The sequence below is a fragment of the Stenotrophomonas sp. STEN029 genome (genome assembly GCF_056760015.1).
In genome coordinates this window covers 13,326-36,271 of sequence record NZ_JBRREC010000013.1, presented here as the reverse complement: position 1 = coordinate 36,271, position 22,946 = coordinate 13,326, and the positions used below count along the sequence as shown (strand labels likewise).

Below are 22,946 nucleotides of genomic sequence, written 5' to 3'. Positions count from 1 at the left end.
CGAGAGTCATGGTCTGCAGCCCGGCGTAAATCTAGCAGCCCATCAATGCAGGGGAAAGATTTTTTTCAGCCCCCAACACGCGCCCAGTACAGGCAGCTGCCCCGCTGGCCCAGGGAGACTCGGAATGCGCCAGGACGTCCTGAAAGCAGCGATATCAACGTCAGGCGGCCCAACTAGTAATGGGCATCAGACCGGTAGATAAACTCTTACGATCACTGCGCTGGCTTGGACGCGCAACCTGCTGGCAGCTGAGACCCTTGACCCTACGGTTGGGTCTGGGCGCGGAGCAACAACTCCTGGCGCAGGGTGTTACGCAGCTGGCTTCGGGTGGGGTTCTTGGCAGGTTGATAGGGACACCTCCCCATCGCATACCCTTCACTGCTTCCTGCCAAGGGACCGGAGGATCAAGAATCAGGGCTGTTCGCCGATCAGGTCGACACTCCCACAATCACGCTTGAAGCATTGAACAGCACCACCACCGGTTCGCTTTCCCGAAGTTCCAGCGAACTGGTGCTATCACTGGTAATGACTGCAACCACACTGCAACCGTGACCAATGTCCACCACAACCTCATCATTCACGGCGCCGCCTGTAATTCTCGCAACCTTGCCACTGAACTGATTCCGGGCGGAGCATCGCGTGCCTTGATCGTGCGCCAGAATCACCGATGAGGCCTTCACCAGTGCGTAGACTGGCATGCCAACCTCCAGCCCCAACGATTCCATGCTGCCGTGGGTGATGGTCGCCACGACCGTGAGCCCAGGCGCGACTTCGATCTGCACTTCGTCGTTCACTGCGCCCGCCGCAACGGCACTGATCCTGCCGTGGAACTGATTGCGCGCACTCGTGATCATGCCGATCCTCCGTATCAACGCCATGTCCTCATCCAATCCGGCGGGAGTCTGCTGGGACTGCAGGAAGGCGCGGTGCGCACGTTCCAGCTGCTCGAAGCGCGCAACCAGTTGGCGTCCGCGCTCGGTCAACTGGGCACCGCCGCCGCCACGCCCGCCAACGCTGCGTGCCACCAAGGGTTCGCCGGCTGCCGTGTTCATGGCGTCCACGGCGTCCCAGGCGTTCTTGTAGGTCATGCCCATCCGCTTGGCGGCCTGGCTGATCGAACCGCAGGCGTCAATGAACCCCAGCAAGGCGAAGCGGCCACGGCCGCCCAGACTTTGCCCCGCAACCTTCAGCCATAGGCTGCCTTTCAGCTCAAGCATGGGGTCGGTCTCGCTCATCTGGTCTGGTCCATGCGGCGGAAGCAGTGCCCAGTGTAAGCCGCGCGCCATCTCCACCCGGCTTGACATCGATCAAGGACGCTCCGGCACTCCCCCCCTGAGAATCCCCGCATCGGTCACGAAGTTGACCTCACCGTACCGTTATATCATCTTGGATATAACGAACCCGAGGAATGCGAGTATGCGCACCTGCCGTTTCGTTCTGCCGCTGTCAGCCCTTCTGCTCCCCCTGTCGGCCGCAGCTGCCGATACAGCGACTGCCCCGCCGGTTTTCACCTTGGGCAGTGTCGATGTCCACGCCGAGCGCGGCACCTCTCCCACTGTCGCCGAGCGCAACCTGGACGCGGAACGCATCCAGCAGCTGGACCGCAACACTGTCGGAGAGGCAGTCAGCGTGCTGCCGGGCGTCAGCCTGGCACGCAATTCGCGCAACGAGGACATGGTCTACCTGCGTGGCTTCGATCACCGCCAGGTGCCGGTATTCCTCGACGGCGTCCCGCTGTACGTGCCTTACGACGGCTATGTCGACTTCGGTCGGTTCACCACCTTCGACCTGGCCCGGATCGACGTCGCCAGTGGCGCTGCTTCACTGCTCTATGGGCCCAACATCCTCGGCGGGGCGATCAACCTGATCAGCCGGCGGCCGGAGCGTCCATTCGAGGCTGACCTGCGGCTGGGCGTCGCTGATGGCGGCGAGCGCAAGGCGGCGGTCAACCTCGGCGGTCGCCAGGGTGATTGGTACTACCAGCTCGGCTGGTCAATCCTGAAGGCGGATGAGTTCCCACTCCCGGACGGGTTCGTCGATTACAAGCGCGTACCTACCGACACCGGTGATGACCGCCGTAATGCCGACCGCGAAGATCGCCGCCTGTCATTCAAGCTCGGCTATACGCCGCGTGAGGGCGATGAATATGCCATCGGCTACGCGCGCCAGGATGGCGAGAAGGGCAACCCGGTGTACACGGGAACCGCACGCAGCGGCATCCGTTACTGGCGCTGGCCATGGTGGGACAAGGACAGCCTGTACTTCATCGGCAATACCCAGCTCGGTCAGCACACGACCTTGCGCACCCGCCTCTACCGCGACACCTACGGCAACGGACTGGAGGCCTACACCGACGGCAGCTATCAAACCGCGCTGGACAACACCAGTTTCCCCAGCATCTACGACGACAAGACAATCGGCGGCTCGCTGACCTTGGCAAGCGACGCCCTGCCCCGCCAGCAGCTGCAGCTTGCATTGCATTACAAGGAAGACCAGCACAGCGAGCGCAACCCACACTCGCCGACCAAGGACTTCCGCGATGTCACCACCTCGGTGGCAATCGAAGACCGTATCGCACTGACTGACACCGCGCACCTGCGCGCAGGCCTCGGCCATGACCGTCGCGAGGCCAAGCGTGTCTACTACTGGCCGACCGGCAGTGCCGATGCCACCAATGCCGTTCTGGAGTACGTGCAGCAATTGGCACCGGAGCAGCAGTGGTATGCCAGCGCCGCACGTCGCATGCGCTTCCCCACCATCAAGGATCGCTACTCGGCACGCATGGGGGCCGCACTGCCCAACCCTGACCTCGCCCCCGAGCATGCCACCCATCTCGAACTGGGCCTGCGCGGTAGCTGGTGGCAAGGCAGCCAACTGCAGGCAGCTATGTTCCACAGCCGCATTGATGACCTGATCCAGACCGCCGTTGTTGCCTCGCCTGAGTGCGGCGGGCGCACCTGCAACCAGGCGCAGAACATTGGCCGCGCCCGCAACGTCGGCATGGAGCTGGGCTTGCAGCAGCGCATCGGCGGCGACTGGGACCTGCAGGGAAGCTACACCTGGTTGCGGCGCACCAACCTCGAGAACCGGGATGTGGCCCTGCTCGACAGCCCGCGCCAGCGCCTGTTCATGGCCGTTGGCTGGCAGCTGCTGCCGCAGTTGCGTCTGCAGGCCAGCCTGGAAGCCGAACAAGGGCGCAAGGTCAGCTATGCCGATACCACTCGTCCGGTGCGTGCCCTGCCTGGCTTCGGCATCGGCGGCCTGAAGGCGAGCTGGTCGCCGCGTGGCAACGTCGGCTTTGACCTGGGCGTGCGCAATATCGGCGACAAATGGTATGAGCTGGCCGATGGCTACCCCATGCCTGGCCGCACCTGGTTTGCCAATGCCAACTGGAGGTACTGAGCATGAGCAGCGCGCAGCCCGCACGCATCGCCGCCATCGTGCACGACGGCAACGGTGAGCCAGATGGACTGCTGGCGGCTTTTGCTGCCCGCCAGCTCGCAGCCGGGCACCGCGTCCGCGGGCTGGTGCACCTGCCTCATGCGCCAACAGCCACGGGCAAGCGCATGGTACTGATGGACGTAACCGATCCGCAGTCCCGCTACCCCATCAGCCAGGCGCTGGGCGCTGCTGCCTGTGGCTGCAATCTCGATCCGCGCGGCATTGCCGATGCCAGTGTCGTACTACGTCGTGCCGCGCAGGAACCGGCGGCGCTGGCGATTGCCAATCGGTTCGGCACGCTCGAGTCGCAAGGCGGCGGCATGGCCGACGAACTGTTGGCGCTGATGCTGGCCGGCATCCCGCTGCTCACCGCAGTGAAGCTTCCCTATCTGGAAGCCTGGCGCGCGTTCACCGGTGGCATGGCGGTTGAGCTTCCCGCCACCGACGCGGCCCTGCAGCACTGGTGGGATGGCTGCCGCCAGCAAGATCAGGAGGCGATATGAAACGTCGCGCCCTGTTGCAGGCCTTCGCGCTGGCTCCACTGCTGTTTGCAGGAGGCCGACTATTGGCAATGCCCGCACAACGCGTGCTGCGCCTGGGCGAACCGAAGGGCACGCCGCAGCGCGTGTTTGCCGCCGGTGCCCCGGCAGCGGTGCTGGTTGCGGCGATCGCGCCGCAGCGATTGCTGGGCTGGCCCATGCGGGTTTCACCAAGCGCGCTGGCGCTGCTGCCCACGGCACTCCGCGGCCTGCCGATGGTCGGCCGTCTTGCCGGACGCGGCAGCACCGTCAGCCTGGAACGCCTGCTTGAGCTGCAGCCGGATCTGGTGCTGGATGCCGGTGATTTCGACGCGAGCTACCGTGACTCCGCCGAGCGGGTGTGGCAGCAGACCGGAATTCCGGTCGAGCTGGTTGCAGGACGCTTGCCCGATCATCCTGCACAGCTGCGCCATGTCGGCAAGCTGTTTGGTGTGACCGCGCGTGGCGAGGCGCTGGCGCAGGCAGCGGAAGCACAGCTGGCGTTGGTGCGCGAGGTGCTTGCCGCCCGCCCCGCTACCTCGCGTCCGACTGTCTACTACGGGCGCGGCAGCGATGGGCTGGAAAGTGGCCTGTCCGGTTCGATCAACACCGAGGTCATCGAGTTCTGCGGTGGCCGCAATGTTGCTGCCGCGGCTGGCAAAGGGGGGCTGGCACGTGTCTCGCTGGAGCAACTGCTGGCCTGGGACCCGGACGTGATCCTTACCCAGGACGCCGCATTTGCCGCAAGCGCGGCACAGGACGCACGTTGGCGCAGCCTGCGTGCGGTGCGCGAAGGGCGCTTGCATTGCGCACCGTCACTACCGTTCGGTTGGCTGGATGGCCCGCCCGGCGTCAATCGCCTACCAGGCTTGCCGTGGCTGCTGTCGCGGCTGCATCCCGGTGCATCGCCGGCGCTTGCACCTGCCGCACTGCGCACGCGCATCAACGCGCTGCATCAACTGCTTTGGGATCAGCCGCTACCAGCGGACATCGTGCGCAGCCTGGATGGTCGCCAATGAGGGTGCGCCCGATGCCGCGCTGGGCATGGCATGCCGGCGGCTGGGTGCTGCTGGCGGCAATGATCCTGTTGGCATTCTCGGTTGGCCAGTTCCCTGTATCGCCGGCGTGCGTGGTGCAGGCAATAGGCTGGCAGCTGTTTGGCATTGGCGAGCCAAGTCCGCCCGCTGTGCATGCGGCGCTATGGAATATCCGCCTGCCGCGCGTGATCGCGGCGGTGCTGATTGGTGCGGTGCTGTCCGCTGCCGGGGCGGCGTATCAAGCGATGTTCCGCAATCCTCTGGTCTCGCCCGACATTCTTGGTGTCTCCGCGGGTGCCGGGCTAGGTGCGTCGCTGGCATTGTTCCTCGGTCTGCCATTGTTGCTGGTGCAGGGCTTCGCCTTCGCCGGCGGGTTGACTGCGGTCGGTCTGGTCTGTCTGGTGGCAGCGCTGGTGCGTCGACATGAACCGATACTGGTGCTGGTGCTGGCCGGCGTTGCCGTGTCGGCACTGTTGGGCGCCGGCATTTCGCTATTGAAGCTGCTTGCAGACCCTTACACCCAGCTTCCTTCAATCACGTTCTGGCTGCTTGGCGGATTGAATGCCGTTGTCCTTGATGATCTGCGCGTCACCGCACCGCTGCTGCTGGTCGGGTTGTTACCGCTGCTGTTGCTGCGCTGGCGCATCAACCTGCTCAGCCTCGGTGATGAGGAAGCCAGCGCATTGGGAGTAGCGGTCACACCGCTACGCTGGACGCTGATTGCCGCAGCAACACTATGCACAGCGGCTGCTGTGTCACTGGCCGGCATCATCGGCTGGGTCGGGCTGGTGGTGCCACACATCGCGCGCTTGCTGGTGGGCGCCGACTTCCGTCGGCTGTTGCCAACCAGCCTGCTGCTGGGTGCCAGCTTCCTGCTCGCCGCCGACACGCTGGCGCGGACCTTGGCTCCGATAGAGCTGCCGCTCGGCATTCTCACTGCGTTCGTCGGTGTGCCGTGTTTCCTGTTGGTGCTGGCACGCAGCGAGAGCCGGGCATGAGCATGGGCGACGTTCTCCTGCAGGCACGCGGGCTGACGGTAGGCCATCGCCAGCAGCCCCTGGGCGAGCCTTCGGACCTGCACCTTCATGCAGGCGAAGTGCTGTGCCTGCTGGGCCCGAATGGCTGCGGCAAGACCACGCTGTTCCGCACGCTACTTGGCCTGCTCCCCGCCATTTCTGGCGAGATTGCGTTGCAGGGGCAGCCGCTGCATCTGCTTGGCCGCAACCAACGCGCCCGGCAGCTGGCGTACGTTCCACAGTCGGCGCCGTTCGCCTTTGCCTGGCGGGTGCTGGAAGTCGTTGCCATGGGCCGCGCGGCCCATCTTGGTTTATTGGCCACGCCCACGCGTGCGGACGAAAAAATTGCCCTTGACTGCCTGGATCAGCTCGGCATCGCCGCATTGGCGCAACGCGTGGTCAACACCCTCAGTGGCGGTGAACGCCAACTGGTGTTGATAGCGCGCGCACTCACGCAACGTGCACGGATCCTGATCATGGATGAACCTACCGCCAGCCTCGATTTCGGCAACCAGCTGCGCATTCTCGACACCGTGCGCAGCCTCGCCGATCGCGGCATCGGCGTGTTGCTGTCCACACACCAACCGCAGCATGCACTGCAGGTGGCAGACCGCATTGCCTTGATGGCCAACGGAAGCCTGCACGCGCTCGGTCCCGCCCGCGAGGTCGCCACACCCGAACGACTGGCGCAGCTCTACAACGTCGATGCCTCGCGCATAGCCATTGCCCTTCCTGACCTGCAGTCACTGTCCTGATGACCACACCTCCAGCCCCCATCGATCACATGGCCCGCTACCGCCAGCACCTGCTGGCCTGCGGCTTCCAGGCCAAGCCCGCCAGCGCGTGGGATGCGCGGGCGACGCAGTCCAGCTGGAAGCGTCGGCACGACGACTACAGCGAGGCATTCCTGGCGCGGCTCGACCTGAACGGTGTGAACAGCGTGCTGGACGTTGGTTGCGGGCCCGGCCTGCTCAGTTTGCCAATCGCCGCGCAGGTGCAACAGGTCCATGCCCTGGACTACAGCCGGGGCATGCTTGATGGCCTGCATGCCGCCATCCGCGCCCAACAGGTCGACAACATCGAGCCACACCATCTGTCATGGGATGACGACTGGAGCAAGCTGCCCGTCTGCGATGTCGCCATCGCCTCGCGTTCACTGATGGTCCCTGAGCTGGAACGGGCGCTGATGAAACTCGACGCGCACGCAGCGCAGCGCGTCTACGTGACCTGTACCACGCAGCCGCGTACTGGCGTCTTGGAGCTTGCGGCGCTGCTGGGTCGGCAATGGATTCCCATGCCGGACCATCGCTATGTGATGGAGCTGCTTTGGGACTTGGGACGGGAGCCACGGCTCGACTACCTGCCGGTTTCGGCATTGGACCAAGCGCAGACTGCGGAAGAACTTATCCGCCAGGCAGAACAGTTGTTCGGCGAGCTGCAGATGAACGAGCGCAGCAGGATCGCGCAGTGGCACGGGCATTCGCCCCTGAATCGGCTCGGATTGGCACCCACCAGGCGTTGGGCCTTCATCTCCTGGGAAACCACTGCCCAAGCTCGCTGAGGTGGTGCATGGCGCTGATGGCCCAGGTCGGCGAGGCCGGTCCTCGGCGCCGTTCAAGTTGCATCAGCTCCGGTGAGATCGGTCCGGGAAGGCAGCCGTGCAGGCGCCGCCGCCCGTCCATTATCCCGACATTGGCGCCAAGCCCCTGATATCTGGGACAATTGCCACCGGCCGGACGCTCCCGGCCCGCTACAGCATGGACCCGCATCGAGGCGGTCATCGCTCTGCTGTCCATTCACGGCTTGCCGCCGCTCTTCCCGGATCGTCATTTGAACTCCATCGATACCCCTGTTGACCCTGCCCTGCCCTTGGCGGATCGCCTGCGCGACGCGCTGGATCTGCTGGAAGCCATTGAAGCCGATCGCGGCATGCTCGATGCGTTGCCCGAAGCCGACCGCGTGCGCCTGCATCAAGTCGTTGCCAAGGTATTCCACCCCGAACCGAAAGCACGCCGGCAGATGCTCAAGAAGCAGGCCCGTGAGCGCCATCAGGAAAAGGTGCGCAAGTCAGAGGCGCTGCTTGAACAGACCGGCATCCGCGCCCTGCGCCGCAAGCCGGTCTTCAGCACCCCGAACTACTTCCCGCCGCATGCAGCCGGGTTGCACGATGCCAGCAATGGGGAGGGCGCTGCCGCCGCCGAGGAGCCTGTGCATTCGCCCGAGCTGCGCCACTGCTACGTGTGCAAGCAGAAGTTCACCCAGCTGCATCACTTCTACGACCAGATGTGCCCGGCCTGCGCCGACCTGAACTACATCAAGCGCACCGAGACCGCCGACCTGCGTGGACGCGTGGCGTTGCTGACCGGTGGCCGCGTCAAGATCGGCTACCAGGCCGGCCTGAAGCTGCTGCGTGCCGGCGCCGAGCTGATCGTGACCACGCGCTTCCCGCGCGACTCGGCAGCCCGCTATGCCGAAGAACCCGACTTCGCCGTGTGGGGCCACCGCCTGCAGGTCTACGGGTTGGACCTGCGCCATACGCCCAGCGTCGAGGCCTTCTGCAGCGAGCTGTTGGCCACGCGCACGCGCCTGGACTTCATCATCAACAACGCCTGCCAGACCGTGCGTCGTCCGCCGCAGTTCTATGCGCACATGATGGCCGGCGAAACCGCTGCCGTGCAGAGCCTGCCGGAAACCATCCGCAAGCTGATCGGCAATTACGAAGGCCTGCGCAGCGCGGACCTGTTGCCGGTCGCGGCGGCCGCGCTGCCGTCGCCGCAAGCTGTCGGTACTGACGGTTTGACCCGCGCCGCCGAGCTTTCGCAGGTGCCACTGCTGGCTGACGAACTATTGGGCCAGCGCCATCTGTTCCCCGATGGCCGCCTGGACCAGGACCTGCAGCAGGTGGACCTGCGCGACAGCAATTCCTGGCGCCTGCGCATGGCCGAGGTGCCGTCAGTGGAGCTGCTGGAAACCCAGCTGGTCAATGCCATCGCACCGTTCATCATCAACGCACGCCTGAAGCCGCTGATGCTGGCCACGCCAGAGCGCGACAAGCACATCGTCAACGTGTCGGCGATGGAAGGCCAGTTCTACCGCAACTTCAAGACCACCCGCCATCCGCATACCAACATGGCCAAGGCCGCGCTGAACATGATGACGCGCACCTCGGCGGCCGATTACCAGAACGACGGCATCCACATGAACAGCGTGGATACCGGCTGGGTCACCGATGAAGATCCGGCGGGCCTGGCAGCGCGCAAGGTGCAGGAAGAACGTTTCCACCCGCCGTTGGACATCGTTGATGGCGCCGCACGCATCGTCGACCCGATCATCCATGGCTTCAACACCGGTGAACACGTCTGGGGCCAATTCCTTAAGGACTATGCGCCTACCGATTGGTGAGCACGCGGACACTGACTAAAACGATGGTTCTGCCCCGCTGACCGGGTAAGATCCATCGCCGTACAGAAAGCGTATGGAGCGATCCGCCAAACAGACTTACTGGCACGTCACCGCAGGCTACGGCTAGGATCGGCACATGAAGCCCCTTCCTGCAGACTCGATGGTGCTCCCACGCGATTTCTATCGCAGGCATCCCACTGTGGTAGCGCCGGAGCTGCTCAACAAATTGCTGGTTCACGACGATGGCCGCTGTGCACGCATCGTCGAAGTGGAGGCCTATGCCGGTGGTGACGACCCCGCCGCGCATTCGTTCAGAGGCAAAACCGCGCGCAACGCCACCATGTTCGGCCCAGCAGGTCATCTCTATGTCTACTTCACCTATGGCATGCACTGGGGCAGCAATGCGGTCTGCGGAGAGCCCGATGAAGGCGTAGGCGTGCTGCTCAGGGCGGCACAGCCGTTGCAGGGTTTGGATCTGATGCATGCGCTCAGGCCAGCTGCAAAGCGCACCATCGACCTGGCCAACGGCCCCGGCAAGCTGTCCCAGGCATTTGGATTGAACCGTGCGCATGACGGCGCTGACCTGGTAAGCGGTGATCGCGGCATCCGGATTGTCTCCGATGGAACGCCGCCGCCCCTCGTTCCCGGCCAAGGACCGCGCGTTGGCATATCCAAAGCCGTGGACCTGCCATGGCGATGGTGGGTCGCCGGCAACCCGTATGTCTCTGGAAAAAAACAGCGCTGAGACGCTCGCGGGGCATGTCCACCGACAGCTTTGGCAAGGATCCTATCCATTCCCGTCAAAGCAGAGCATTATCGCCGTTGGCCTCGCCCTGCAGCCAGCCGAGGAATGAGGCAATGGCGGGCTTGCCATCCGCCCCCGGAAGGGTCACGGCGTAGTAGGCGAACTCGGAAGGCCACGGCTGATCCAACGCGACCACCAATCGACCACTGGCGACTTCCGCCTGCACGTACACATCGCGCGCCAAAGCAATCCCCTGCCCCGCCTCGGCAGCGCGGATCAACAACACATCATCATCGAACGCGACGCCTCGCTCGATACGGGGATCGTCCGCTACTCCCAGTGCCTTGTACCAAAGTCGCCAATCACTGCGATCGGAGTCCTGCAGAAGTGGGTACTTGAGGCAATCGATTGGCTTACGGATCGGTTTGCCCTTGGCCAGCAAACCAGGACTCGCCACCGGCAGGAACACCGGCGACGCAAGGTGACGCGAGACCAGGCCCGGGTACTCGCCCAGCCCGTGTCGAATCGCTATATCGATGCGGTCGCGGCGCAGATCAACCAGGGCCGATGAAGCTTCAACGCGCACCTCGATGTCCGGATGCTCTTCGGTGAAGCGGCCCAGTCGAGGCACCAACCAGGACGCGGCAAAACCGGGAACTGTGCTGATTGTCAGTGTCTGCCGCCCGTTGATCGCCTCCAGAACAGCCATGCTGTCCTGGATGGTATCGAAGGCGCGAAGCAAGGCTGGATAGACTTGCGCGCCTGCTGGACTGAGCGCGACACCATGCCGATTGCGGATGAAGAGCGTGACGCCGGTACGGTCACTCAACAGTTTGAGTTGCTGGCTCACTGCACCCGGCGTGACCCCCATGACCTCGGCAGCTGCCTTGAGGCTGCCGTGACGACCGGTCTCCACGAATGCACGCAACGCCAACAACGGTAGGACAGCACCCATTGGTTCAATTTCCCGATCTTTCACGCTTGGAAGTGATGGGTCTCTGCTGCGCTTGTGCCCATCAAGCCGGGCCAGCATGGATCATTTTCTGAAATGAGAAAAGCTGAATTCTTCAATGCACGGCTTCCGGCGATCTTCGGTCTGGGTGACAAGGACTGATCACCATGTGCATTCCGGTACTAAACCCAACACTAAACCCACAGAAAGGCGTGAGGTTAGGGCGTCCCTGTTCCCGCAATCGCCGCAGAGCCGGCATAAACAAACATTAGAAAATCTGATGTTGCCGAGCAGATAAGATCGTTTTCCATGGTTGATGCCGCAGCATAGACTGCAAGCATTCCCGGTCGACAGGAGCCCGGTTTCCTGCAGCAGACGATCAGCTTGCGCCACCCCAACAAACCATCAAAACCTAGCAGCGTGCACTGAGATTGCACTGGCAAGAAAACGCACAGCGCGAGTTAAAGCACTCCGGTTTCAGATCGAGCGCAGCAACTGCACCCGACAGTTGCAGGGGTGAGCTGGGCAATCAAGCTCAACACCATGCGGCCGCCCATTGCGGCCTGCAGCAACACGCAGGCCCAACACCTGCTTCTCACTTTCGCCAGCTACGCACCGGGTCTCGCCCCCAGGTGGGTTCGGTGAACTGCATCCCAACGAAAGGACTACTTCGTGCTCAGCCCAACACTTCATCTCCATACCGACAGCTCACCAAACGGCTTCAAGATAAGCATTGCGCTGGAAGAACTTGAACTCCCCTATCAGCTGCATCACGTGCGCATCGCCGAAGGCGCGCACCGGCATCCGGAGTTTCTGAAACTGCACCCTCACGCGCGCATTCCCGTGCTTGTGGACGAATCTGCTGGCATCACTGTCTTCGAGTCGGCTGCCATCCTGTTGTACCTGGCTGAAAAGAGCGGCCGTCTTCTACCCCGGCACGCGACGGCACGATGGGAAGCGATCACCTGGCTGATGTTCCATGCCGCCAGCGTTGGCCCGATCCTTGGCCAGCGCGTTCACTTCGAGATGTTTGCCCACGAAGCACTCCCGGTCGCGATTGAGCGCTACCGGCGCTTGAGCAACGAGTTCTTCGCGACCCTGGATCAGCGTCTGGCTGACCGGCCTTGGCTGGCCGGAGACGAATACTCCATCGCCGACATCGCCGGTTTTGGCTGGACGCATATCGCCCGTGTCATCGACCTGGACTTCAGCGCCTATCCGAACTTGAGCGACTGGCACGCCCGTGTCGCCGAACGACCCGCCGTAAAGCGCGGCGTACTTATCCCCGAACCGGCGACCGGTCCATGATCGAGAACCAGAAAGTGAGCGTATTGAACAACAGCATCGATATGCAGACAGCGCTCAAGGGAGCATCCGCTCCCGCGTTTGCGCACCACCGTGGCTACCAGCGGATGTTCCGCCAAGACGCACTGAGCCTTGGCATCTTCCTGCCGTTGCGCTTCTATCGCGGCGACATGCGAATCCTGGCCGGGCAGTCCGCGCTGGTTGCTCAACTGGATCGCGCTGGATTTGCTGCAGTCTGGGTACGCGACGTTCCCTTGTTCGATCCTTTGTTCGGTGATGCCGGGCAGGTCTTCGACCCGTTCACCTACCTGGCATTCCTTGCTGCACAGACCGAGCACATTGCCTTGGCTACTGGCAGCGCCATTTTCTCGCTGCGGCACCCCATCGACCTGGCCAAGTCGGCAGCCACCATTGACCAGCTGTCTGGTGGGCGCCTGGTGATGGGTATCGCTTCTGGCGACAGGCCGGTTGAGTTTCCGGCGTATGGCATCGAACACGCACAACGTGCCGAACGCTTCGCAGATACGGTCAGCTACGTCCGCGAGTTGATGCAGCCCGGCATGTTGAACATCAACTCGCCTCTGGGTCGTGCGCAAGGCGTTGAGCTGCTGCCCAAGCCGGTGGCAGGTGCGGTGCCGCTGTTGGTGACCGGGACCTCGCGGCAGTCGCTGCAATGGGTTGCCGAACATGCCGATGGTTGGCTGACCTACCCGGATGCCACCCACCACGCCGCTGGCCCAAAGCGTCTGGCCGAGAAGATACGCGCGTGGCGAGCTTTGATCGGGGATGGCGGCTTCCGCCCGCACGTCACCAACGAGTGGATCGATCTGGTGGAAGACCCCAACCATCCCAGAACGGCTGTCGATGGCGGCTACATCTTGCGGACGGGCCGCAACGGCCTGATCGATCTGCTCGGTGAATGGCAGCGTGCGGACGTCAACCATGCGGCCCTGGGAATCCAGTTCAGTCAGCGTCCGGCACAGGACGTCCTGCAGGAGCTGTCGGAATACGTGCTTCCCCTGTTCCCTTCGCACGACTCGCCGGTACCGCCAGCGATTCGTTGGTAGCCCTGTCATCGAGTTGCCGGGTCAGAGCGACGCTTGCCGGCGTGTCCCGCCAGGTGCACATCCTAGCGGGAGGCTCGTTGCAAGGAGGAACACTTACGGCGCGGGTCCAAGAGGCAATCGTGAGATCACCACGGAAAGCAGCGCAGCCGATGCAAGTACTACTGCACTCATGACGAAGGTGCTCTGGTAGCCGCTGTGGTCAAACAACAGTCCTCCAAGCGTAGACCCCAGCGCGATAGCCAACTGGATCACCGCAACCATCAAGCCGCCGCCGGCTTCCGCCTCACCGGGCAGGGTCTGCGCAATCCAGCTCCACCAGCCCACCGGCGCAGCGGTGGCAAGCAGCCCCCACAACCCAAGCAGCACGGCGACGGCTGTCAGCGAGCGCCCCATCGGTATCAGCGCAAGCGCGATCACTGCCATCAGTACCGGTATGAGAATCAGCACCGGATACAGACCTTGCTTGAGTACGCCACCAATCAAGGCAGTGCCGATGAATCCACTCAGACCAATCCCCAGCAACACCCAGGACAGTGCAGACACGTCGAGCTGCGTCACCGTCTCCAGAAAAGGTCGCACGTAGGTGAACAGTGCAAACTGACCCATGAAGAATGCCGCGCAGGCCGCCATGCCAAGCGCCACGGCCCTGCGACTGAGCAGACGAAGCACGCCGCTGGCCGCATCGACACACTCAGCCTTCATCGACGGCAGGCTGCACCACTGCCACACCAGCGCTATCAGTGCGATCGGAACCAGGCAGAAGAAGGCACTGCGCCAGCCCATGACGGCGCCGAGATAGCTGCCGAGCGGCGCCGCAATCACGGTCGCCAATGCGTTGCCGCTGTTGAAGACGGCCAGGGCGCGTGGCACCTGCGCAGCAGGCACCAGCCGCATGGCGGTGGCCGCGGACATCGACCAGAATCCGCCGACAACCACGCCGATAAGTGCGCGCCCGACCAGATAGACAGGGTAGTTTGGTGCCAGTGCCACCACGCTGCCAGACACGGCCATCAACCCGGTCAATGCGAGCAGCAAGGTCCTGCGATCAGTATTGCCTGCCAATCGCGCTATGCGCAGGCTGGTCACCACCGCGAACGCACCCGAGATGGCGATGCCCTGCCCCACCAGGCCTTCGCTGACACCCAGATCGGCAGCCATTGGCGTAAGCAGGCTGACAGGCAGGAACTCGGAGGCGATCAAGGCGAACACGCACAGGGTCATGGCGAACACGCCACTCCAGTGAGATGCAGCCTCGTCCAGCGCCTCACAGGCACGCACGGGCGTGCCGACGATGGGAGTCGACATGGGAAACCTCTTCACATGATGTTTGTATTGATCAGCTGCGCGGTATTGCCGCGGTGCCGACACAGAAGCGGACTCGTTGCGTCCAGAGCCACGGCGGGAGCATCACCGTGTCGCGAGAACCAAACCCTGTACGCAGCCGGCTACTGCCACGTGGTCACAAAGACGCGCGCAGCCTTCGTGCGCGCTATGGACCTTCCCCAGCAAGATGCGAAGACAGGAACGGGGTGTGCCTATTGAGCGGCGTCATACTGCTCATCACTCACCTGCTCCATCCACTCGACATTGTTGCCATCGAGTACACCAGTGACCGCCAGATGGGTCATGGCGGTTGTCGGCCCGGCACCATGCCAGTGTTTGACACCCGCCGGGCAGGTGATCACATCGCCCGGCCGGATCTGCTGCACAGGCTTGCCCCATTCCTGGGTAAGCCCCACCCCGGACATCACCACCAGACGCTGTCCTGCAGGGTGTGAATGCCAGGCCGAACGCGCGCCAGGCTCGAAGGTCACCCAGGCGCCGGAGGCGGTGAGCGCTGGATCGGCCGACCACACCGGGTCGATGCGTACGCGCCCGGTGAAATGCTCCGCACTGCCTGCGAGCGGTGGCCGGCTGCCAGCTTCCGAAACATGCTGCGTTGTTGAAGCTGCGGATACCGGGACTTCCGTGATCGCGGCCATCGGCACAGCCACCGCAATGAGCCCAAGGCTCTTCAGTGAGTCCTGCATAGGTGTTCCTTGAGAGACCGGTCCCGCCAAGGCTTTGGACGGCCGGGAAGCGCCCAGCAACCATCAGGACGATGGGCTGGCTGGATTCCATGGAAGATACGGGGCCCTGAGCTGATCCGCTTGATCAGCACTACCTGCCGGGCGACGTGGCATAGCGGCAACAGCAGTGAAAGCCGCCAGCAGGCCATGCGGCGCCTTCACTGCAGCGCTGGCCGTCAGGGCCAACGCTGCAGGCAACTATCGACTCGGCAAGCCGCCTCAACCGCCCATGGTGGCGTTATCGATCACGAAACGATACTTGATGTCGCCCTTGAGCATGCGCTCGTAGGCTTCGTTGATCTCCTCGGCACGGATCAACTCGATATCCGCCACGATCTGGTGCTTCGCGCAGAAATCCAGCATCTCCTGGGTTTCCGGAATGCCACCAATCATCGAACCGGCCAGGGTGCGGCGCTTGGTGATCATGTTGAACACATTCGGCGACGGGTGTGGCGTCGCCGGCGCCCCAACCAGCACCATCGCACCGTCACGCTTGAGCAGTGCAAGGAAAGCATCCAGGTCGTGCGGCGCGGCAACCGTGTTGACGATCAGGTCGAAGCGCTTGCCCTGTGCTGCCATCGCTGCAGCGTCACGCGACACCACCACTTCATCCGCACCCAGTGCCAGGGCGGCCTCGCGCTTGGACTCGGACGTGGTGAAGGCGATGACATGTGCGCCCATCGCATGGGCCAGCTTGATGCCCATATGGCCCAGACCGCCAATGCCGACCACGCCTACCGTCTTGCCGGGACCGGCATTCCAGTGCTTGAGCGGCGAATAGGTGGTGATGCCGGCGCACAGCAGGGGCGCGACCGCGGCCAGCTGGTCTTCGGGGTGGCCGATGCGCAGCACATAACGCTCATGAACCACGATTTCCTGCGAATAGCCGCCCAGCGTCCAACCCGGCGCATCCGCGGTAGCACCGTTGTAGGTGCCGACCATGCCGTCACAATAGTTTTCCAGCCCGGCATCGCAGTCTTCGCACTGCTTGCAGCTGTCGACGATGCAGCCGATACCCACCAGATCGCCGGGCTTGAAGCCACTCACGTGCGCGCCGACCGCGGCTACGCGGCCGACGATTTCATGGCCCGGCACGCAAGGGAACTGGGTACCCGCCCATTCTGCACGCACCTGGTGCAGGTCGGAGTGGCAGATGCCGCAATAGGCGATGTCGATCTGCACATCGTGCGGCCCCGGCGCGCGACGGCTGATGTCCATCGACTCCAGCGGCTTGTCGGCGGCATAGGCGCCATAGGCTTTGACAGACATGGGAACTCCGGCGGTGTTTGGGGAAGGTGGCCATTGTCCACCGCGATGACTCGGCTGATAAGGTAATCAATGCTTCTAGCCACTATTAGCTGAACTAATCAATCAGCCGTGCCACACTGCGGCCATGGCACGACGCAACCTCAATGATCTACTGGCCTTCGTCACCGTGGCGCGTGAAGGGAATTTCACCCGCGCGGGTGCGCTGCTGGGCGTCTCGCAGTCCGCGCTCAGCCAGGCCATCAAGGCACTGGAAGAGCGGCTGCAGATCCGCCTGCTCACCCGCACCACCCGTAGCGTCTCGCCCACTCCGGCAGGCGAGCGCCTGTTGCTGGCCATTGGCAACCGCTTCGACGAGATCGAAGCGGAGCTGGATGCACTCACCGAGCTGCGCGACAAGCCTGCCGGCTCCCTGCGCCTGACCTGCGGTGATCACTCGTTGCAGACCATCCTGCTACCCAAGCTGTTGCCGTTGATGCACCGCTATCCGGACATCCGCATCGAGTTCGACGTCAGCTACGCGCTGCGCGACATCGTCGCCGATCGCTTCGACGCGGGTGTGCGGCTGGGCGAGAGCATCGACAAGGACATGATCGCCCTGCCGATCAGCCCCAAGGTACGGATGGCAGCAGCCGCTTCACCGGCCTACTTCGACAAACACCCGATACCCAAGGTCCCTGCAGACCTGACCCGGCACAGTTGCATCAACATCCGCTTCGCCACCTCGGGCGGCTTGTACGTATGGGAATTCGAGCGCAACGGCAGGCAGGTGAACGTGCGGGTCGAAAGCCAGGCGGTGTTCAACACCTCGCCGCCGATGGTGCAGGCGGCGCTGGATGGTCTTGGTATCACCTTCCTGCCGGAGGAAGAGTTCGGCGATCACATCGAGCAAGGTCGGCTGGTGCGTGTGCTGCAGAACTGGTGCCCGCCCTTCCCCGGCTATCACCTGTATTACCCCAGTCGCCGCCAGCATTCGGCTGCGTTCGCACTGGTGGTGGATGCGCTGCGGATCTGAGTACTTTCCTGTTGGATACCAAGGCAGAGCCGGCGTGCAGCTACCCGCAAGAGTCCAATTGCATATCGCCGTTTGTGATGGCCAGCCCGGGCACGTCCAGTCTGGATCCTTGCCTGCAGCGCTATCAGCGCGGCAGGGCCTTACTGGTCCAGTACGCCGCCCTGAATCCAAGGCGGCCCGGATCACTTGAAGGCGAGCTTGCCTTTGCTATGGTGCCGGCGCACCAGCTCCTCCAGATAGATATCCAACGCAGCCTTGGCGTCCTCGGATGTATCCTTGTGCTTCAACGCCCAACTCAGTCGATCCATCAATACCGGGTCGCGGCAGTCGTCCAGACTGCTCTCATCCCATCGCCTGGCCTTGCGGTAGCGCTTTGCGCGCTCAGCCTGCGATAGCGGCGTGTCGTAAAGCCGAGGCCGGCCTCGTCGTTTCGCTGGCGCCGGCCCGGTTTCGTCCGTTACCCGATGATCATCAACCATGTCCATATCCAAAACAGATCGCGCCCAATCATAGTGTGATACGTCACTTTTTGCGCACTGATCTGCAGAGAACGAAGTCCGTCGCTGGATAATCGTGCAACACCCTTCGATCATGCGGTGATTTCCGCGATGGAACGGGCGAACAGGTTAAACCGACGATCTTCCAGAAGCTGGTCGCAAATTGGCTGCCAGCATCCATAGAATTGCTTGCAAGATCAACGCATTCGCAAGCAACTAGCGTGATACTTCAAGCAGGTGATTGCCCGCGCGACTGTGCCGCTTCACCCACCACACGAGACGAGCTTCAGACTTGTCTTACAAAGCCAATGCATCGAATAGGACCCGTGGTGCTTACTTTGCTGACACTACGCCAATAAAGTAACAGCAGACGCATAGCAAGCCACAGCCTCTTCGCCCCCTCATGCCATGCGCCAGCGATGTGCGGCGCTACTGACTGCAATGTAGAGGTTTCTTCCCGTTCAACAACTGAAGCCGATTCGCCATGAAGCCACTCAGCCTCCGCGTTGTCCTCGCGGACGATCACTCAGCCGTGCGTGCCGGCCTTCAGTACGTACTCACCGCTGCCGGCACTATCTCCGTAACAGGTTCAGCGCGCAACTCGACCGAGCTCTTGGACGTGCTCTCGCGCAGTCCGTGCGACGTCCTCATCTCCGACTACTCCATGCCGGGTGGCCGCTATGGTGACGGCATTGCGCTGTTCAAACTGATCAAGAAGCGCTATCCGTCAATCAAGATCGTTGTACTGACCATGCTGGAGAACCCCGGCATCGTGCACTCGCTATTGAGCTTGGGCATCTCCTGCATCCTGAGCAAGTCCGACTCCCTGAATCACCTCATGCCAGCCGTTCACGGCGCCTTCGCCAATGGTCGCTATCTGTCGCCCACCATCACCGAGATAGCCGGCTCCGTCACTGCCGGCAACTCCGGTGTGCAGACACTCACCACCCGCGAACTGGAGGTCATCCGCTTCTTCGTCTCCGGCTTGACCGTCAACGAGATTGCCGAGCGCTTGAGTCGCAGCAAGAAGACCATCAGCACGCAGAAAGGCGCAGCCATGCTCAAGCTTGGGCTGAAACGCGACGTCGACCTGTTGAGATACGGCATCGAATCCGGCTTGGCCGATGCCGAGGCAGGCCCGTCCATTGCACGCGCCTGCTAAACCGATCGTGCGAGGCACGTAGCCGCTGACCTCCAGTCTGCCGCTACGGCACACACGCAACAAAAGGACAGTCCTCCCCCCCAATTCCGAAGTCTATCGGCCAAGTAAAAGGCAAGATATCTCCGGCTTATTGGGACAGGTCCTATGGCTGCGCTAGGCCGCTTGTCACAACATGAGCAAATTCCTTGTGCGGCGCCAATGTGGCGCTCGCATGCGTGCATTGCTTTTGAGCTGCGGCTGAGAACATACAAAGATGGACAAGAAAACCGCAGACGTAAGACGGCTGCTGATCGATTTCGCGCGCCTATCCACCCTCCAGAAGAATCAGTTCCTGGAGACACTCAACATGTTCATGTACGCCTCACCACAGCGGAGGCGGAAGATCATGCTGCAGTGGGAGTCGGGAAAGAACGGGCTGGACCTTGATTGACCCAGCCCAGGGCTGAGTCAGCAGCCCCCTCCCTTGCAGGGCTCCAATATCAGCATCCTCAACTCTCGCTTGCCTCGGAAGCAGCTGGACTACCCCCTGACGAGGTCACCAATCCGTTTTCCATGGCATAGCGCAGCAAGTCAACATCCTTCTCGATGGACAGTTTCTCCATTGCGCTGGCCTTCTGGGTGCTGATCGTTTTCTTGCTTCGATGCAGACGCTCGGCGATCTCGTTGACCGTCAACCCAGAGGCATAAAGCCGCACCACTTCTGACTCACGGATGCTGAGTACCCCATTAGGATTTCGGCTGCGGCGGTTGAGTTCGATGCCCTGCACCACCTTCTCGATGGTGGGCGAGTAATAGCGCCCGCCGCTCTGTGCTGCGTGAACCGCAGGCACCAGGTGTGTCAGCGCATCCGATTTACTGACGATACACATAACCCCTTGGGCAAGCAGCGTGTGCAACACCGCAGGGTTATCGAGCATCGTCAGCACCACCAGTTTCACCTGCGGGTAGCGCCTGGCAATCATCCCGAATAGCGCGATCCCGTCGCCGAAGTCGCCTGCCGGCATCGCATAGTCGGAGATGACCACATCACATGCAACGCTGCCCAGCAGCGCCATCAACTCAGTTGAGTCCGCCGCTGTCCCGACGAGGTCGAGGGTGGCCACGGTTGAAAGCTCGTACTTCACCCCGGCGATCATGCCCGGGTGATCGTCAGCCAAGATCACCCGGATCTTGAAACCACTCATGGCATGGCTCTCCCTGAAGTGCGCTGGCAGCTGGCCAATCCAGGCTGAGGAGGCATCCCCTACCCTGCGAGGCACGTCAGGACAGAATTTATGTCACATCGCGCTCAAAGACAAAGACTTATGAAAGATATCTGGGGTGGCCTGGCCGGTGCAGGCCCCTTCGGCCAACGGACGCTGCTTTCCCACCCTACCTGCAGCGCCAACGCGTGCTCGGTGCAACCATCTACCTGCACGCTGGAAACGTGGCCGTTCCGTCAATCCCTTTGCTGCAGGAAAGCCGCGACCAGCAACCAGCGGCACTTTCATCCAATGACGTCTGCATGCAAGCCACATTCAGGCGCACTCCAGGTTTCCCTCTGCCCTCATCATTCCGATCCGGCGCGGCGCCAACAAAAAGAAGATTGCGGTCACAGTCCAAACCCGGCGCCGAACAAGCCGAAACGGGCAGGAGCCGGGTTCCGGTCTCAGCCACGAGGCCAGGCTTCTCCCGCCATCTGCAATCTCCATCCCTCCATCACAGCTCAGCGTTGGCGCAACGAGCTGAATACCTTCTTTGAAGCGCGTGATTCATCGAGGGAACGAGGGACCCGCCCCTCCTTCACGATCTCTGGCCAACCCATCGCACCTCTGGGTCGTCTAGCATTCGCGTTCATCAGCCATAAGACTTCTGCATACCATCTGACAATTCAGCGGCTGGTTGCCCGAATCCAACGCCAGCCGAGTAACCCACACTTACCCCACTCGCACGCGGATCCATTATGGGCGCTGTCGGCCATCACACCGATCCAGCCGGATTCGCAGCGTTGAGCTCGGTGGGCCTTGTGGTCGGCGTTACGTCTTGCATCGCATCGACGTGGTGAACGCCACCACGACGCAGAGCGCCGGAACACGAAAGCCCCCGCCTGTTACAGCCGGGGGCTTTCAAGAACACTTGCATCCGCAGTAGCAGCCGATGCAGGGCGCCATAGCTACCCCGCATCGTCCCTGTCATGCACCATGCCAAGGACCCCGTCACCACCACATCAGTTCTGCTCCGCCACGTACTGCACGTAGTCCTTTTTGGTCATGGCTCGCCCGTGCAGATAACCCTGGGTCGTGTGGCAGCCAAGGCTGCGCACCATATCCAGGTCCAGATAACTCTCCACGCCCTCCATGACCACCGTGGCAACCATCTGTCTGGCCATCGCAATCGTGCTGGCCAGCAGGCTGCGAGCATGCGGGTGATCGCGCGCCTCGACCAACATGCTGCGGTTGATCTTCAGTTCATTGAAGGGTACGTGCAGCAACCTGTCCAAGGAAGAATCACCACTTCCAAAATCGTCGATGGCACAGTTGAAGCCACGCAAGCGCAACTGGGTAACAGCCCCGGCAAGCGCTGGATTGCACAGCTCACCGCCATCTTCAGTGATCTCGATGACCACCCGGGCCGGGTCGACGCCAGCATGGTAAGCATGGTCAGCAACGCTTTGTGCCCAGTGCACACCCGTTGCAACCCTTGCCGGCACGTTTATCGCAATCAACAGTGGCGAGCTGGAGTCCTCGGCAGCGATGTGGTCAAAGGCACAGGACAGCATGTAATTGGTAAAGGCTTCAAGCAGCCCGGCGCGCTCAATCGCCGGGAGAAAGTCCGCCGGTGCCAGAACCGAGCCGTCGCGCCGATGCCAGCGCGCCAATACCTCGGCACCACGCAACAGGCCTGTGATGGCACAGTGCTGTGGCTGGTAATACGCATGGATCTCCTGGTCCAGCAACGCACCGCGCAGATCTTCCGGAGAGAACTCCTGCACCGCCTGCCTGCTTGCAACCACGGTTCCCTGCACCTGCGCTGCCAGCTCCAACGACCCAGCGATGATGCCACGGATCTGCTCCGCCTTCAGCGGCTTGCGCAGCGCAGCCATCACACTCAGACCGCGGTGCGTAGCGTACGCCGACGCAGCGCTCAGGATCCGACTTGGCTGACTGCTGATGATGGCCAGACGAGCAGACCGACAACGTTCTGCCAGCAGATCGATGACCTGCAGGCCGGTCAGGTCCGCGGTATCCAGATCAAGGATCACCAGATCCCAGCTGCGGTCCCTCAAGGCCGCGACTGCGCGGGCACCATCCAAGGCAGAGAGTACTTCAGACACCCCTGATTGACGCAGTACTTTGGCCATTGGAACATGCTGCAGTTCATTACCATCAACCACCAGCGCGTTCTGGATCATCTGGGTTTCCGGTCGTGGTGACACGAATTTTGCTAGAGCGTTCATGGGTGCTGTCTCCATGCC

Annotated in this window: 21 protein-coding genes; 13 read left to right on the top strand and 8 right to left on the bottom strand. The window is 62.5% G+C overall.

The annotated features are described in order from the left end of the window. Positions 1–428: 428 nt before the first annotated feature. Positions 429–1,235, bottom strand: a complete 807-nt coding sequence (locus ACVOLI_RS04780; RefSeq protein WP_481533740.1) for a TOBE domain-containing protein — start codon at positions 1,233–1,235, stop codon at positions 429–431. Between the two features lie 181 nt (positions 1,236–1,416). Here ACVOLI_RS04780 and ACVOLI_RS04775 point away from each other — a divergent pair, with 181 nt between their 5' ends. The 8 genes from ACVOLI_RS04775 to ACVOLI_RS04740 all read left to right on the top strand — a co-directional run bounded on the left by ACVOLI_RS04775 (position 1,417) and on the right by ACVOLI_RS04740 (position 10,159). Further along, entirely contained in the window at positions 1,417–3,402 is a 1,986-nt protein-coding gene (locus ACVOLI_RS04775) for a TonB-dependent receptor plug domain-containing protein (RefSeq protein WP_481533739.1), read from the top strand. 2 nt (positions 3,403–3,404) lie between these two features. Next, positions 3,405–3,944, top strand: coding sequence for a DUF2478 domain-containing protein (locus ACVOLI_RS04770; RefSeq protein WP_481533738.1), 540 nt, complete (start codon positions 3,405–3,407; stop codon positions 3,942–3,944). Then, positions 3,941–4,978 carry an ABC transporter substrate-binding protein gene (locus tag ACVOLI_RS04765; protein ID WP_481533737.1) on the top strand — a complete coding sequence of 346 codons (1,038 nt, stop codon included), beginning with the start codon at positions 3,941–3,943 and terminating at the stop codon, positions 4,976–4,978. Before ACVOLI_RS04770 ends, ACVOLI_RS04765 begins: the two co-directional genes overlap by 4 nt. Then, positions 4,975–5,994 (top strand): FecCD family ABC transporter permease, encoded by a 1,020-nt coding sequence (locus ACVOLI_RS04760; RefSeq protein ID WP_481533736.1) that lies wholly within the window; start codon positions 4,975–4,977, stop codon positions 5,992–5,994. The genes ACVOLI_RS04765 and ACVOLI_RS04760 overlap by 4 nt, the downstream gene beginning before the upstream one ends. Positions 5,995–5,996: 2 nt before the next feature. Continuing rightward, entirely contained in the window at positions 5,997–6,767 is a 771-nt protein-coding gene (locus tag ACVOLI_RS04755) for an ABC transporter ATP-binding protein (protein ID WP_481533735.1), read from the top strand. Beyond that, positions 6,767–7,573, top strand: a complete 807-nt coding sequence (locus ACVOLI_RS04750; protein WP_481533734.1) for a class I SAM-dependent methyltransferase — start codon at positions 6,767–6,769, stop codon at positions 7,571–7,573. The genes ACVOLI_RS04755 and ACVOLI_RS04750 overlap by 1 nt, the downstream gene beginning before the upstream one ends. 269 nt (positions 7,574–7,842) lie before the next feature. Beyond that, positions 7,843–9,414 (top strand): SDR family NAD(P)-dependent oxidoreductase, encoded by a 1,572-nt coding sequence (locus ACVOLI_RS04745; protein ID WP_481533733.1) that lies wholly within the window; start codon positions 7,843–7,845, stop codon positions 9,412–9,414. Between the two features lie 136 nt (positions 9,415–9,550). Further along, the gene (locus tag ACVOLI_RS04740; protein ID WP_481533732.1) at positions 9,551–10,159 is read left to right on the top strand and encodes a DNA-3-methyladenine glycosylase; all 609 of its coding nucleotides are present in this window, start codon (positions 9,551–9,553) and stop codon (positions 10,157–10,159) included. A gap of 55 nt (positions 10,160–10,214) precedes the next feature. Here ACVOLI_RS04740 and ACVOLI_RS04735 read toward each other — a convergent pair whose 3' ends face one another. Beyond that, positions 10,215–11,192, bottom strand: coding sequence for a LysR substrate-binding domain-containing protein (locus ACVOLI_RS04735; protein WP_481533731.1), 978 nt, complete (start codon positions 11,190–11,192; stop codon positions 10,215–10,217). Between the two features lie 591 nt (positions 11,193–11,783). On the opposite strand from ACVOLI_RS04735, the gene ACVOLI_RS04730 reads away from it, so the two are divergent. Then, positions 11,784–12,419, top strand: a complete 636-nt coding sequence (locus tag ACVOLI_RS04730; protein ID WP_481533730.1) for a glutathione S-transferase family protein — start codon at positions 11,784–11,786, stop codon at positions 12,417–12,419. Then, complete coding sequence (locus tag ACVOLI_RS04725; protein ID WP_481533729.1) at positions 12,416–13,483, top strand: LLM class oxidoreductase; 1,068 nt, start codon at positions 12,416–12,418, stop codon at positions 13,481–13,483. Before ACVOLI_RS04730 ends, ACVOLI_RS04725 begins: the two co-directional genes overlap by 4 nt. A 93-nt stretch (positions 13,484–13,576) precedes the next feature. Here the strand turns inward: ACVOLI_RS04725 and ACVOLI_RS04720 are convergent, their stop codons facing one another. From ACVOLI_RS04720 to ACVOLI_RS04710, 3 genes are all read right to left on the bottom strand, one after another. Then, positions 13,577–14,788, bottom strand: a complete 1,212-nt coding sequence (locus ACVOLI_RS04720) for an MFS transporter (protein WP_481533728.1) — start codon at positions 14,786–14,788, stop codon at positions 13,577–13,579. A gap of 230 nt (positions 14,789–15,018) precedes the next feature. Then, on the bottom strand, positions 15,019–15,513 hold the full coding sequence (locus ACVOLI_RS04715) for a (R)-mandelonitrile lyase (RefSeq protein ID WP_481533727.1): 495 nt from the start codon (positions 15,511–15,513) through the stop codon (positions 15,019–15,021). A gap of 258 nt (positions 15,514–15,771) precedes the next feature. Further along, positions 15,772–16,821 (bottom strand): NAD(P)-dependent alcohol dehydrogenase, encoded by a 1,050-nt coding sequence (locus ACVOLI_RS04710; protein WP_481533726.1) that lies wholly within the window; start codon positions 16,819–16,821, stop codon positions 15,772–15,774. 124 nt (positions 16,822–16,945) lie between these two features. On the opposite strand from ACVOLI_RS04710, the gene ACVOLI_RS04705 reads away from it, so the two are divergent. Further along, positions 16,946–17,833, top strand: a complete 888-nt coding sequence (locus ACVOLI_RS04705) for a LysR family transcriptional regulator (RefSeq protein WP_481533725.1) — start codon at positions 16,946–16,948, stop codon at positions 17,831–17,833. 182 nt (positions 17,834–18,015) lie between these two features. On the opposite strand, the gene ACVOLI_RS04700 is transcribed toward ACVOLI_RS04705, so the two are convergent. After that, a complete protein-coding gene (locus ACVOLI_RS04700; protein WP_481533724.1) occupies positions 18,016–18,312 on the bottom strand; it encodes a hypothetical protein in 297 nt (98 codons plus the stop codon). A 502-nt stretch (positions 18,313–18,814) separates the two neighbouring features. Here ACVOLI_RS04700 and ACVOLI_RS04695 point away from each other — a divergent pair. Next, positions 18,815–19,492, top strand: coding sequence for a response regulator (locus tag ACVOLI_RS04695; protein ID WP_481533723.1), 678 nt, complete (start codon positions 18,815–18,817; stop codon positions 19,490–19,492). A 253-nt stretch (positions 19,493–19,745) separates the two neighbouring features. Continuing rightward, positions 19,746–19,922, top strand: a complete 177-nt coding sequence (locus ACVOLI_RS04690; RefSeq protein WP_481533722.1) for a hypothetical protein — start codon at positions 19,746–19,748, stop codon at positions 19,920–19,922. Positions 19,923–19,980: 58 nt separating this feature from the next. Here the strand turns inward: ACVOLI_RS04690 and ACVOLI_RS04685 are convergent, their stop codons facing one another. After that, on the bottom strand, positions 19,981–20,676 hold the full coding sequence (locus tag ACVOLI_RS04685; protein ID WP_481533721.1) for a response regulator: 696 nt from the start codon (positions 20,674–20,676) through the stop codon (positions 19,981–19,983). 1,022 nt (positions 20,677–21,698) lie between these two features. Next, positions 21,699–22,928: an EAL domain-containing response regulator gene (locus ACVOLI_RS04680; RefSeq protein WP_481533720.1), complete on the bottom strand. Its 1,230-nt coding sequence runs from the start codon at positions 22,926–22,928 to the stop codon at positions 21,699–21,701. Positions 22,929–22,946: the final 18 nt, after the last annotated feature.